Genomic DNA, 13,534 nt, shown 5'->3' with positions numbered 1-13,534 from the left:
CGGAAGGCTGCCATCGTCGAATCTGCTGTCTGGCGCGCGTTCGTCGGATACAGTGCGGGCTGACGTCCCAGCGCCCGCCCCATGACGACCACGCCCGCCGAAGCCCTCGCCACGCCCGCGCGCCTGCCGCGCCAAGTCCCGTACATCATCGGCAACGAAGCCTGTGAGCGTTTCTCGTTCTACGGGATGCGCAACATCCTGGTGCAGTTCCTGATATCGAGCGTCATCCTGGCCTACGTGCCGGTGGGCGATCGGGAAGGCGCGGCGAAGGACATCTTCCACAGCTTCGTGATCGGCGTGTATTTCTTCCCGCTGCTCGGCGGTTGGCTGTCGGATCGGTTCTTCGGCAAGTACAACACCGTGTTGTGGTTCTCGCTGATCTATTGCGCGGGCCATGCGTGCCTGGCGTTGTTCGAGGACAACAAGAACGGGTTCTATACGGGCCTGTTCCTGATCGCGCTGGGGTCGGGCGGCATCAAGCCGTTGGTCGTGTCCTTCGTCGGCGATCAGTTCACGCGCGAAAACAAGTCGATGGCGAAGGTCGTCTTCGACGCCTTCTATTGGGCGATCAACTTCGGTTCGTTCTTCGCCTCGCTGTTGATGCCGTTGTTCCTGCGCTCCTACGGGCCGGCGGTGGCGTTCGGCATTCCGGGCGTGCTGATGTTCATCGCGACGCTGATCTTCTGGCTGGGCCGCAAGCAGTACGTGCGCGTGCCGCCGGTCGCGCACGATCCGGATTCCTTCATGCACGTGGCGAAGACGGCGCTGACGTCGACCAACGGGGCAGGGCGCCCGGGTTTGTACGTCGCTGCGTTCGGTGGCGCGCTCGCGATCTTCATGCTGATGGCGTGGGCGATCGGGCCGGCGTGGTGGCCGGAAGACTTCGGGTTCGTGATCACCGCGTGCCTGGCGCTCGGTGTATTGATCGCGTCGGGTGGTATCGGCACGTCGATGCAGTTGGAACGCGCGCGTGGGAAGCATCCCGATGCGACGGTCGACAGCGTGCGTGCGGTGTTGCGCATTCTGATCGTGTTCGCGCTGACCACGCCGTTCTGGTCGCTGTTCGATCAGAAGGCGTCGACGTGGGTCATCCAGGGCCGCGCGATGGAAATCCCGCACGACGTGTGGTGGTGGCCGAGTTTCCTCGTGAAGGACGCCGGCCAGATGCAGGCGCTGAATCCCGCGCTGATCATGCTGATCATTCCGTTCAACAACCTGTTCCTGTATCCGGCGCTGCGACGCATGGGCCTGGAACCGACCGCGTTGCGCCGCATGGGCACGGGCATCGTGTTCGCGGGCATCGCCTGGATTGGCGCCGGCATCCTGCAGTTGTGGATCGATGGCGGTTCGCAGGTTTCGCTTGCGTGGCAGATCGCGCCGTACCTGTTGCTCACCTTCGGCGAAGTGCTGGTCTCGGCGACGGCGCTGGAGTTCGCCTACAGCCAGGCCACGCAGGCGATGAAGGGCGTGATCATGGCGTTCTGGTATCTCACCAGCACCTTCGGCAGCCTGTGGGTGCTGCTGACGAATGCCGGCGTGCGCACCGATGCGGTTACCGCGCACATCGCCAACACAGGTCTAAGCGAGAACGCGTTCCTGATGTTCTTCTTCGCGGCGTTCGCGTTCGTCGCGGCGGCCGGGTTCGCGTGGTACGCGCGGGGTTACCCGATGCAGGACAACTACCGCACCCCCTGAGTCATTGCACGCGGAACCGGATCGCCTTGGCCGTGCCCGCACGGCCGCTCGCATCGACGGCGCGCATGTAGACCGTATGCATGCCCTTGGCCAGACCGCCCGTGGGAATGTTGACGTAGGCGCGCTCGCGACTGGTGTTGAACACGCCGTCGCTCGGGATCATCGCGAACGAACGCACACCGCCGGCCCACGGCACGCCATCCAGGTAGGCGGTCGCGTGCGCGATGGCCTGCACGCCCTCGGTCCCGTTGTTCTGGTTGTAGCGGCTGTCGTCGAACCAGCCCGCCACCGCGAACTCCTGTCCGGCGGTGATCGTCGTCGCCGCGGCGCCGACCGAAGTCGTGTCGGGGCCGCCGGCGTAGGTGTAGGGCGCGTTCAAGGTGCGCGCGGCGTATTTCAATGCTTCGAGGTTGCGCGGATACGTCGAGGACTCGAACGTCGCGCAATCTTCGAAGAACGACTGCCCGAGTTCGATCGTGTAGCTCGGTGCGCCGGTCGCGCCGTAGACCGCGTCGGTGTTCGTGCCGTCGGCCGGATACATGCCGATCCATTGCACGGGCCGGTAGCCGTTGAAGTACGCCAGGCGGCGGCCCAGCGTGCGCAGGTCCGTCATGTTGGGCGCACTCGCCGAGGTGTTGGCCCACGGCCACAGCACGAGCTGCGAGAAACTGTGGATGTCGAGGAACAAGCCGGGGTAGGTCGTCGGTGCGACGCCGGTGTCGGTGCGCAGGTCGGGCAACACGCCGCCTTCGTAGACGCCCTGGCTGTTGGGCGTGCCCACGATGTAACGCATCAAGGCCTGGGTTTCGGGTTCCGACATCGACGAAGGACCGCGATACGTGGCCGCGCACGGATCGCCGCTGGACCCATTGGGCACCTGGCCGAAGCGCCACGGGAAATTGCGGTTGAGGTCGATGCCGTAGGCATTCGCGCTGCAAGTGCCGTTTGCGGTGTCGACGTTCTTGCGCCACGACAGGCCCGACTCGGCCTTCTTCCGCCCATCCGGATTGGCCTGCAGGATGAAGTGGAAGCGGAAGTTGTCCATCAGCCACGTCGCATCGGCGTCGGTGCCGTAGCCGTTGACCAGCCATTCGGCGAAGCGCGTGGTCAGTTCGGCGGTCGTGTATTCGCGCGCGTGGATGGCGGCAAGCACAACCATGTTGCGCTTGTTGGGGATGCGCGCATCGGTCGCCGTGTTGTTCAGGCGCAGCACCTTGATGCGATAGCCGGTCGCGCCGCCGCTGTTCTTCCATTGCCACGTCGGGCCGATGTCGAACTGCTTGGCCAGGTTCGGCTTGTAGTACGCCATCGAGTTGATCGTCGCGTAGGTTTCTTCGACGGTGCGATAGCAGCTGAAACCGGGGATCGATTCCTCCGCGCGCAATGCCGCGCCCGACAGGCCGCGTTGCGACAGCGTTTCGCGTTCGGCCAGCGCGGACTCGGCGCGGCGCATGCGCTCGGTCGATGCATCGTCGATGTCCACGCGCACGCCCAGACGGCGCAGGGTCGCCAGATCCGCGGCGCTCGCTTCGGTGCGGGCCGTGCGCGCCTTCTCGTCGATGATCAGGTGCTGGAAGTTCGCGGCGATGCGCTGCAGCTGCGCCCGGTCGCGCCAGTGCACGGTCACGAACACGAGGCGGTCGGGATCGTTGCGGAAGGTCGACGTGGCCGACGGGGTCGCCGCGGTCGCAGCGAGCCAGCACACGGGCAGGACCAGCAGCGCGGCTGCGACGGCACGGGCAAGGACGATGCGGCGGGGGCGCAGGGGCATGGGCAAGCTCTTCGGCAAGGCAGGTCCGGGACTGTCCGGCCTCAAATGCAAAGGCTTGGTGAAGGCAGCCGTGGACGGCCGCTCAACCGGCGGCAGGCGCCGCCGCAAGCCACTTGAGAAGTACCGCGCGCAGGGCGTCGGGTTCGAAGGGCTTGCCGATGAAGTCGTTCATGCCAGCGTCGCGGCAGCGCTGGCGATCGTGCTCGAGCACGTTGGCGGTCATCGCGATGATCGGGATGTCCCGCAGGCGCGCATCGTTGCGCAGCGTACGCGTCGCTTCCAGGCCGTCGAGCACGGGCATCTGCATGTCCATGAGGATCAGCGCGTAGTCGCCGGCCTGTGCGCGTCCGACGGCCTGCGCGCCGTCGTCGACGATGTCCACTTCGACGCCCAACTCGTCGAGCTGCGCGCGCGCGACTTCCTGGTTGAACAGGTTGTCCTCGGCCAGCAGGATGCGGCGCCCGCGCAGATGCGAGACGTCGACGGCGGCGACGACATCGTTCGATTCCGCCGGCGCATCGGTGACGTCGAAGGGGAGTTCGAGCCAGAACGTCGATCCGCGCCCGACGATGCTTTCGACACCGACGCTGCCTTGCATCGCTTCGGCGAGCTTGCGCGAGATCGCCAGGCCAAGGCCGGTGCCGCCATAACGGCGCGTGGTCGACGCATCCGCCTGGTGGAAGGACTTGAACAATTGCGTCTGCACCTCTTCCGGAATGCCGACGCCGGTATCGCGGACATGGAAGCGCACACGCACGCGTTGGCCCTCCACGTCCAGCAGGCGCGCGCCGATCGCCACTTCGCCGGTATCGGTGAACTTGATCGCGTTGCCGACGTAGTTGACGAGGATCTGCTCGAGGCGGAAGGAATCGCCGATCACCCAATGCGGAACGTCGTCGGCGACATGGACCACGACTTCAAGGCCGCGCGCCGCCGCGCGTTCCATCGCCATCGCCACGACGTTGCGCAGCGATTCGCGGACATCGAACGGCACTTGTTCGATGCGCAGCATCCCCGCGTCGATCTTCGATACGTCGAGCACATCGTTGATCACGCGCAGCAGGAAGCCGCCGGCTTGATGGATGCGGTCGGCGAAGCCGCGTTGTCGCGGTGAGAGATCGGACTTCAGGAGCAGATGCGACATGCCGATGACGGCGTTCAAGGGCGTCCGGATTTCATGGCTCATATTGGCCAGGAACGTGGACTTGGCCGCGTTGGCTTGCTCGGCCGACTCGCGTGCGCGTTCCAGTTCCTCCAGCGCCTGTGCGAGTTTGACCTGCGTGTCGTGTTGTTCGGTGATGTCCAGGACATGGCCGCGGAACAACACGCCTTCGGCCACGGCCGTGGGCGTGCCGAATGCGGTGAGCCAGCGTCGTTCGCCCGTGACTGCATGGGTGATCGGATACTCGACACGCACCGGCGTGAGCGCCATCGCCGCGGCGCCGACCTGCATGCGCACGGGCATGACGTCGTCGGGGTCCATCAGTTTTTCGAATTCGGTGTAGTCCTTCAGGATCACGTCGACCGGCAGGCCCGACAGCGTGGCGGCCGGCGTGCTTGCGAACTCCAGCGACGTCGCACCATCGAAGCGCACCAGGTACTCGATGATCGCGCCGGGCACGCTGTTGGCGACTTCGGCGAGGCGATTGCGGCGCGATTCGGATTCGGCCAGTTGCGCGCGCATCGTACGCAAGCGCCACGCAAGCCAGAGCGCGGCCGCGACCGCAAGCAGCGCGATCGCGATGAGCACGCTAGCGAGCATCGGTTCCATGCGCGGCAACGTAGGCGTCGACGGCATCGGCGAGTTCGGCGACGCGCACGGTGGCTTCGTCGACCAGCGACGTCACGAGCGCGGGCGAGGTGCCCATCGCCGCGGCGTCTTCGAGCGCGTCCAGGCATTCGGCGGTGGCTTCATCGTCGACCTGGGCGCAGGCGGACTTCAGCTTGTGCGCGATCTCGGCGATACCGCGAAGATCGAGGCGGTCGTGCGCTTCGCCCAGTGCGCGCAGGTCATCGCGCGTGGCTACGCCGAATGCACCCAACACGCGCACGAGCGTCTTCTCGTCGTTGAACAACCGACGCATCGTCGAGAAGCGTTCGCCTTGCATGTGCACGCGCAGCCTTTCAAAACTGCGGGATTCGCATGCATCCTGCGCCCACGGGACCGACAGGGACAAGCCGATCGTCGGGCGGACCGACGACCGGCATCGTTGACTCAACCTGCGGCGGTTTTGACCGTGGTGGATTGCAGCGCCGGCCAGCGCGCGAGCACCGCTGCGCGGATGCCCGCGACATCCAGGCCCGCTTCGGCGAGCAGCTGCTCGCGACTGGCGTGATGCTGGAACGCATCGGGCAGGCCGAGGTGGAGCACCGGATGCACGAGGCCTTCGGCCGCGAGCAGTTCGGCGACGCCGGAACCCGCGCCGCCGGCGACGACGTTGTCTTCCAGCGTGACGAAGCCTTCGTGCGACTTCGCCAGTTCGAGCAGCAACGCGCGATCCAACGGCTTCACGAAACGCATGTTGACGACGGTGAGGCCGAGTTCTTCGCCGACCTGTTGCGCCGCCGGCACGATCGCGCCGAAGGCGAGCAGCGCGACGCGCGCGCCCTTGCGGCGCACGTCGGCCTTGCCGATCGGTAGCGTGTCGAGCGCTTCCTGCACGGCGACGCCCGGACCGGTGCCACGCGGATAACGCACGGCCGCGGGACCGACGTGCTTGAAACCGGTGGTGAGCATCTGCCGGCATTCGTTTTCGTCGGCCGGCGCCATCACCACCATGTTCGGCACGCAACGCAGGTAGCTCAGGTCGAGGTTGCCCGCGTGCGTCGCGCCATCGGGGCCGACGACGCCGCCGCGATCGATCGCGAACAACACGTCGAGGTCCTGGATCGCGACGTCGTGCACCAGCTGGTCGTAGCCGCGCTGCAGGAACGTCGAGTAGATCGCGACCACCGGTTTCGCGCCTTCGCACGCCATGCCGGCCGCGAGCGTCACCGCGTGTTGCTCGGCGATGGCCACGTCGAAGTAACGCTCCGGATATTCCTTGCTGAAGCGCACCAGGCCCGAGCCTTCGCGCATCGCCGGCGTGATGGCGAGCAGTGTTTCGTCCGCGGCGGCCATGTCGCACAGCCAGTCGCCGAAGATGTCGGTGTACGTGGGTTTCTTCGCGCCGGGCTTGCTGACCAGGCCCTGCTCGGGATCGAACGGCCCGACGGCGTGATAGCCGATCTGGTCGCCTTCGGCGAGTTCGTAGCCTTTGCCCTTCGTCGTGATGATGTGCAGCAGTTGCGGACCCTTGAGGGTCTTGAGCATCTTCATCGTGGCGACGAGCGCATCGACATCGTGGCCGTCGATCGGGCCGGTGTAGTGGAAGCCCATTTCCTCGAACAGCGTGGACGGCACGAACATGCCCTTCCAGTGTTCTTCCCAACGACGCACGAAGCGCGCGGTCGGGTTGTTCTTGTCGCCGAGCAATTTCTTGCCGCCTTCGCGCAACGCGTTGAGCGTCTTGCTGCCCGTCATGCGGCCGAGCATCTTGGTCATGCCGCCGACGTTCTCGGAGATCGACATGCGGTTGTCGTTGAGGATCACGAGCAGGTTGGGCTCGGGGTCCATGCCGCCGGCGTGGTTCAACGCTTCATAGGCCATGCCCGCGGTCATCGCGCCGTCGCCGATGACGGCCACCACGCGGCGCGAATTGCCGGCGCGCGCGTTGGCGATCGCCATGCCGAGTGCGGCGGAGATCGAGGTCGACGAGTGGCCGACGCCGAAGGTGTCGTATTCGCTTTCCTCGCGCTTCGGGAACGGCGCGACGCCGTCCTTCTGCTTCACCGTGTGGATGGCGTCGCGGCGGCCGGTCAGGATCTTGTGTGGGTAGCACTGATGGCCGACGTCCCACACCAGGCGGTCGTCGGGCGTCTCGTAGAGATAGTGCAGGGCGACGGCGAGTTCGATCACGCCCAGGCCCGCGCCGAAGTGGCCGCCGCTGCGGCCGACCGATTCGATCAGGTAGGCGCGCAATTCGTCGGCGATGGCCGGCAGTTCGTCTTCGCCGAAGGTGCGAAGGTCGGCCGGCGTGGCGATGCGGGACAGGCGCGGGTAGCGCGTGGAGTCGATCATTTTGGGGGGCTGCGACAACAAGGCGGCAATTGTAGCTCGTGGGGGCCGGGGGCCTGAGTCAAGGGCAAAACGTGAGCTCGGAGGGACGCCTCGGCACGCGACGTGGTGTGGTGCCCTTGTCGCTCCACGGACGCGGCATCCTGCCCACCGAGTCGCGAGCGCGCGGCCATCCATGGCCGCGCTCCAGTGCACCACACCACGTCACGCACCGAGGCTCACCTCAACTGAGTAGCCTTCCGCTTCGATGAGTCAAACCTCTCGCGGAGGGAGAGGGGGCAGGTCGCGTCGAGGAACGTCGCCTGCCAGAGGCGACCATGCATGCCGATGCGAGCGCCGAGGTGGGCGACGTTCCGTCCATCTGGTGTGCTGGCAGTCGGCGCGAGTCAATCAGATCGAGGCGAACCCACTCGACACAGTGCTGTCGCGAAGCCTTCAAACGTGGTGCGCAGCGGTCGTCGTGTTGGGGGCCTCATTGCGGAGCGTGAGCTCTTGCGTAGCAATGAGGCCACCAATGCGGCGCGCCGCGGAGCCCGTCTGGTGGAGGAACGACCGCCTACTTGCCCCGCAAACGCCCGAACAGGCCGCCCTTCTGCGGTTCCACCGGTTCGGGCTCGTCGGAGACCACTTCGGCGAAGCCCGTGGCGAGGTTGGCGTTCACGAAGTCCACGACGTCCTCCAGCGGCACGCCGCTCGCGGTGGCCAGCTCTTCGAGCACCGACGGGCCCTTCATCATCGCCGTGGCGATGCGGAAGTGCTTCGGGAACTCGCGTTCGGTCTGCGGCCACTTGGTGAGGCGGAACTGCGACGCCGGGTCGAAGCCCGGCAGCAACTTGCCCTGGCCGGCGAGCAGGCCGCCGTACCACTGCAGGCGCGCGAGCGGTTGCGCGGCGCCCAGCGCGGTGGCTTCGCGGGCGAAGGTCGCATCGTCCATCGAGCCGAAATGATCGCGCTTCACCGCGCCTTCGAAGTAACCGGCCAACGGCTTGAGCGCCGCGGGGCCGTGGTACTGGCGTGCGTCGGCGTCGATCAGCACGGCCGGGCCGTTGCCGAGTTGGTAGCGCACCTTGCCCTGGAGTTCGCCGGGGGCGAACCAGTCGCCGAGGTGGCGCTCGCGCACAGGCGCGAGCGCCGGTTCGCGCGGCGCGGCCACGGCGGCGACCGGTGCGGGCGCGGGAACGGCAGGCGCGGGTTCGATCGTGGTCGGCGCGAGCGAGCCGGCCTGCACGGAGTCGGGCAGCTTCGGCGCGGGCGAGGGCGCGCGCAGGTCTTCGCGCGGCTTGAGCGGCATTTCTTCCGGCAGTTGGTCGTTCGGCACCGGCGAGGGGCTCATGCCGGAGGGCACGGCCTGCGCGATGGGTTCCGAAGGCGCGGTCACGCTGCCGCCGCCGGCGATCTGGTCGAGCATCGCGGTGACGGTGGTGGTGTTGATCGGGCGCTCGAGACGGAAGTCGGTCTGCGTGCGCGGCGCGGAGGTCAGGCCCACCACCTGCTTGCCCGCCGCATGCAGGCGCAGCCAGCTCATGGGGCCGTACATGCTGTCCATGTCGACGACGACGTAGTCGGCCTCGGCTTCCGGAACGAGCTTCCAGCGGCCGCCCTGGGCCGAGTTGGCTTGCAGGAATGCAGCGCGGAGTTCTGCCTCCGTGGCGGAATCCATGCCGGTGGTGCCGAGCGTCAAAGCCATCTTTCGCGAATCCGGGACAGAGAAGTCCGGAGTGTACAGCGGCGGTTCACGCGATAGAACGCGCTCGCTTCGGCAGATGCGATTTCAGGAACGCCATCTGGTCGGCCAGGATGTGGCGGTTGGAGAGGATCAGGTGTTCGATCCAGCTCGGGCGGAAGGGCACGGCGAGCAACGGCATGCCGGCCTGTTGCGGCGTGCGGCCGCCCTTGCGCGAATTGCAGTGGAAGCACGCCGAGACGACGTTCTCCCAAATGTCGCGACCGCCCTTCGACAAGGGCATGACGTGGTCGCGCGTGAGATGCGGGCGCGGATACTCGTGACCGCAATACAGGCATAGGTGCTGGTCGCGCGCGAACAACGCGGCGTTGGTCAGCGCGGGTGTGGGATCGAGCGCCTGCGGTCGCGCGTGGCCCTTGGCCGCGACGATGGGATGCAGGTCGAGCACGCTCTGCGCGCCGGTCGCGCGGCAGATGCCGCCGTGCACGGTGATGCAGGGATCCCCGAGGGTCCAGGCGACGGCGCCGCGTGCATAGAGGCAAGCCGCATCCTGCCAGCTCATCCAGTCGAGTACGCGGCCGTGGGCGTCGAGAGAGAGCAGGCGGACCGCATGGATGCGGGCGGCGTGCAGGTCGACGACCTTGCGGTCTTCGAAAGCTGCGTGTTCCGCAGTCAGCGGAACGACGAGGCGAAGGGGCGCTCTATCGGTCTCCATTGAGAGTCGAGCTTATACCCCTTCAATGACAAGAAGAACACCCAACTCAACCATTCCCGGCCCGATTTCGCGCACTCAGTCGCCGAATCGCTCCGCCGACATCGCCATCAGGGGCCCGACGCCACTGGCGATCGCCTGCGCATGCGCGCTCGTGCGCGGCAGCAATCGCGTGAAAAAGAAGCGTGCGGTCTCGCGCTTGGCTGCCTTGAAGTCGGCCGAATGCGACGAAGCCTCCGCGGCCGCGACACTGCGCGCCCACCAGTAAGCGAGCGCCACGTAGCCCGAATAGAAGAGGTAGTCGTACGCCGCGGCGCCGACTTCATCGGCATCGCCCACCGCGCGCTGGCCGATCTGCATCGTGAGCGCCTGCCATTCGGACGACTTCGCACGCAGCGGTTCGACGAATTCAGCGAGCGCTGCATCGTTTGCATGGTCGTTGCAGAACGCCTCGATCATGCCGAGGAACACCTGCAATCCCGCCGCCTGTTGCTGCATCACCTTGCGGCCCATCAGGTCGAGCGCCTGGATGCCGGTGGTGCCTTCGTACAAGGTCGTGATGCGTGCATCGCGCGCGAGTTGCTCCATGCCGTGCTCGGCGATGTAGCCGTGCCCGCCGAAACACTGCAGCGCGTGATACGTGCATTCCACGCCCCACTCGGTGAGGCACGCCTTGACGATCGGCGTGAGGAAACCGAGCAGCACATCGGCGTGCTTGCGCTCGTCTTCGTCCTTCGCGTGATGCGCGATATCGACCAGCGAAGCGGCGTGATAACCGAGCACGCGGCCGCCTTCGATCAGCGCCTTGCACGTGAGCAACATGCGGCGCACGTCGGGGTGGACGATGATCGGGTCGGCCGGCTTCTCCGGGTACTTCGCGCCCGAGAGCGAGCGCATCTGCAGACGTTCGCGCGCGTAACGCACGGCGTTCTGATACGCGCGATCCGAAATCCCGAGGCCCTGCAGACCAACCGCCAGGCGCGCGGTGTTCATCATCGTAAACATCGCCAGCAGGCCCTTGTTGGGCGCGCCGATCAGATAGCCCTGCGCGCCATCGAAGTTGATGACGCACGTCGCCGAACCATGGATGCCCATCTTGTGTTCGAGCGCGCCGCAACGCACGGCGTTGCGTTCGCCCATCGCGCCGTCGCGATCCACGCGCATCTTCGGCACGATGAACAGGGAAATGCCCTTGGAGCCAGCCGGCGCATCGGGAAGGCGCGCGAGCACCAGGTGCACGATGTTCTCGGTGAAGTCGTGCTCGCCGGCGGTGATGAAGATCTTCGTGCCGGTGATCTCGTAGCTGCCGTCCTCGCGCGGTTGCGCGCGCGTCTTCAGCAGGCCGAGGTCGGTGCCGCAATGCGATTCGGTCAGGCACATCGTGCCCGTCCAGCGCCCGTCGACGATCGGCTTGAGGAAGGCTTCCTGCTGCCACGCTTCACCGTGATGCAGCAGCGCTTCGGTCGCACCGTGCGACAGCAATGGGAAGTTGCCCCACGCCAGGTTCGCCGCGTCGATCATTTCCTTCAGCGGCAGACCGGCGAGGTGCGGCATGCCCTGGCCGCCGAACTCGACCGGCGAGACCAGCCCGCTCCAACCGCCGTCGACGAATTTGTCGTACGCCTCGCGAAAGCCCGGCGGCGTGCGGACATCGCCGGTCGTCTTGTCGTAGACGCAGCCGACGCGGTCGCCGATTTCGTTGAGCGGGGCCAGCACGGTTTCGGTGAAACGCGCGCCTTCCTGGAGGATCGCGTCGACCACGTCGCGCGTGGCGTCATTGAACCCGTGTTTGACGAACAACGCTTCGGCCCCGAGGACGTCGTAAAGCACGAAACGCATGTCGTCGAGCGGTGCGCGGTAACTGCTTCCCATCGACCCGGCCCTCAGCGCAGCACGCCCGGCAAGCCGGGCACGGGGTTGAGCTGGTTGCTGCGTTCCAGTTGGAAGGTGCGCTGCCGGCCCTCGGCAGACGCGCCGACGGTGCCATCCAGGGAATACGAGATCGTCCGGCGCGAGGTCAGGGCGTCGGCCATCGCGATGCGCGCGGCCGAGGTGGGCGTGAGCTTGATCGTGGCGATGTCGGCCGATTCGGGCCCGACGGGCAGGGCGGGCGAGGCGGTCAGCGTGCCGGCGGCTTCGTCACCGATCTTGATGGCGAGCGAGACGGTATCGAAGGTCATCGGAACGCTGCTGAAGTTGTCGATGCGCAAGTCGACCGACCAGGTGCCATCGGCCTGCACGGTCAGTTGCTGGATGCCGACCGCCGGCTCCGACACGCGCTTGATCATGCCGCCACCGCCGCAGGCCGACAGCAGCGCCGTCAAAGCCACCGCGCACAACATCTTCAACCCCTTCGACCGCATGACTGCCCTCGTGTGCATTTGGAGTGCGGGCGAGCATACACGGACCCACTTCCAGCCCCAGTCCGGGTGACCGTGCCGTCCTTTTTTCGGGCCAACCGCGGGTCGGGTCGATTTTCCCGACGAACGGCGCGCTTTCGTAGCCGGTCTGTCTTCGCCGGCGCGTTCAATTCACCACAGGGCAGGCTCTGCCATTTGTCTTCACAGGCCGGACCGGCGACGCGGGAGGCGTTTCCGGTGGAGATCAGTTCGATGAAGCTGTCTGTTTACGAGCAGGGCGGGACGGTGGCGTTCCTGCCGGCTTGCTGTCTGCCGCCGCGGGAGATGCACTCCCAGATGCCGGAATCGCGCCTGTGCGGCACTGTCGAGGTGCCCGACTCGGGCCCGGGGGATTGGCGCCATATCCTCGAGGGCGTGGACCACGCGCTGTTCGTCTTCATGCCCATCGAAAAGGCGATCCTGCTGCTGACCAACGGCCGCATTCCGCGCCGCTGAGCGCAGGCTTCCTGCGCCTGACGAGACCCGCTCCCGAAAGGGCAATATCCGGGTCGTCGCCGAGACTCCAGACTCCTTCCTGTCCCCACGAGGAGGTTTCCCCATGGATTATCGCAACGCGCTTCGCCCCACGCTGATCGCTGCCTGCCTGACCCTGGTGCTCGCCCTGCCGGCCTTCGCGCAGGAAGCGCAGACCACCGCCGCGCCCCGGACGATGGAGCAGACCATCGAGAAGACCGCGACCGTCACCGCCGTCGACAAGGCCAAGCGCGAAGTGACGCTCAAGACCGAAGACGGCCAGTCGCAGACGATCGTGGTCGACCCGGAAGTGAAGCGCTTCGACGAAGTCGCCGTCGGCGACACCGTGCGTGCGAAGTACACCGTCGGCATCACCAGCGAGTTGCGTGCAGCGACCGAGGAAGAAAAGAAGGATCCGCTCGTCGCCGTCGAAGGCGGTGGACGCGCATCGACCGACCAGGCGCCTGCCGCCGGCGTCGCGCGCATGTTCCGCGTGGTCGCGACCATCGAAGCGATCGATCGCGCCGCGCAGACTGTCACGCTCAAGGGGCCCGAAGGCAACTACGTCACGGTGAAGGTCGAAGATCCGGCGTTGCTGGCCAAGCCGAAGATCGGCGACACCGTGGTGATCACCGCCGCCGAATCGGTCGTGCTTTCGCTCGAGAAAACCGACAAGAAGTAG

General features: G+C 66.5%; 11 protein-coding genes. 3 read left to right on the top strand and 8 right to left on the bottom strand.

What is annotated here, in order from left to right; translation table 11 throughout:
• The first annotated feature begins 81 nt into the window (after window positions 1-81).
• Window positions 82-1,695, top strand: a complete 1,614-nt coding sequence (locus GN331_RS14860; protein ID WP_156643078.1) for a POT-type proton-dependent oligopeptide transporter — start codon at window positions 82-84, stop codon at window positions 1,693-1,695.
• A 1-nt stretch (window position 1,696) separates the two neighbouring features.
• Here GN331_RS14860 and GN331_RS14855 read toward each other — a convergent pair whose 3' ends face one another.
• From GN331_RS14855 to GN331_RS14820, 8 genes are all read right to left on the bottom strand, one after another.
• The gene (locus GN331_RS14855; protein ID WP_156643077.1) at window positions 1,697-3,466 is read right to left on the bottom strand and encodes a M14 family zinc carboxypeptidase; all 1,770 of its coding nucleotides are present in this window, start codon (window positions 3,464-3,466) and stop codon (window positions 1,697-1,699) included.
• A gap of 82 nt (window positions 3,467-3,548) precedes the next feature.
• The gene (locus GN331_RS14850; protein WP_197427168.1) at window positions 3,549-5,237 is read right to left on the bottom strand and encodes an ATP-binding protein; all 1,689 of its coding nucleotides are present in this window, start codon (window positions 5,235-5,237) and stop codon (window positions 3,549-3,551) included.
• Window positions 5,218-5,574 (bottom strand): Hpt domain-containing protein, encoded by a 357-nt coding sequence (locus tag GN331_RS14845; RefSeq protein WP_156643075.1) that lies wholly within the window; start codon window positions 5,572-5,574, stop codon window positions 5,218-5,220. The genes GN331_RS14850 and GN331_RS14845 overlap by 20 nt, the downstream gene beginning before the upstream one ends.
• Window positions 5,575-5,681: 107 nt before the next feature.
• Window positions 5,682-7,586, bottom strand: a complete 1,905-nt coding sequence (dxs, locus tag GN331_RS14840; protein WP_156643074.1) for a 1-deoxy-D-xylulose-5-phosphate synthase — start codon at window positions 7,584-7,586, stop codon at window positions 5,682-5,684.
• Between the two features lie 553 nt (window positions 7,587-8,139).
• Window positions 8,140-9,270 carry a hypothetical protein gene (locus tag GN331_RS14835; RefSeq protein ID WP_156643073.1) on the bottom strand — a complete coding sequence of 377 codons (1,131 nt, stop codon included), beginning with the start codon at window positions 9,268-9,270 and terminating at the stop codon, window positions 8,140-8,142.
• Between the two features lie 46 nt (window positions 9,271-9,316).
• Window positions 9,317-9,898, bottom strand: coding sequence for an HNH endonuclease (locus GN331_RS14830; RefSeq protein WP_425489306.1), 582 nt, complete (start codon window positions 9,896-9,898; stop codon window positions 9,317-9,319).
• Between the two features lie 159 nt (window positions 9,899-10,057).
• Window positions 10,058-11,851: an acyl-CoA dehydrogenase C-terminal domain-containing protein gene (locus GN331_RS14825; protein ID WP_156643071.1), complete on the bottom strand. Its 1,794-nt coding sequence runs from the start codon at window positions 11,849-11,851 to the stop codon at window positions 10,058-10,060.
• An 11-nt stretch (window positions 11,852-11,862) separates the two neighbouring features.
• On the bottom strand, window positions 11,863-12,342 hold the full coding sequence (locus GN331_RS14820; protein ID WP_156643070.1) for an LEA/WHy family protein: 480 nt from the start codon (window positions 12,340-12,342) through the stop codon (window positions 11,863-11,865).
• A 234-nt stretch (window positions 12,343-12,576) separates the two neighbouring features.
• On the opposite strand from GN331_RS14820, the gene GN331_RS14815 reads away from it, so the two are divergent.
• On the top strand, window positions 12,577-12,834 hold the full coding sequence (locus tag GN331_RS14815; protein WP_156643069.1) for a hypothetical protein: 258 nt from the start codon (window positions 12,577-12,579) through the stop codon (window positions 12,832-12,834).
• 103 nt (window positions 12,835-12,937) lie between these two features.
• On the top strand, window positions 12,938-13,534 hold the full coding sequence (locus GN331_RS14810; RefSeq protein ID WP_156643068.1) for a hypothetical protein: 597 nt from the start codon (window positions 12,938-12,940) through the stop codon (window positions 13,532-13,534).

Source organism: Noviluteimonas gilva (assembly GCF_009740395.1).
GTDB lineage: Bacteria > Pseudomonadota > Gammaproteobacteria > Xanthomonadales > Xanthomonadaceae > Noviluteimonas > Noviluteimonas gilva.
Note: the sequence above shows the minus strand (reverse complement) of the source record. Positions and strands in the feature narration are given on the sequence as shown.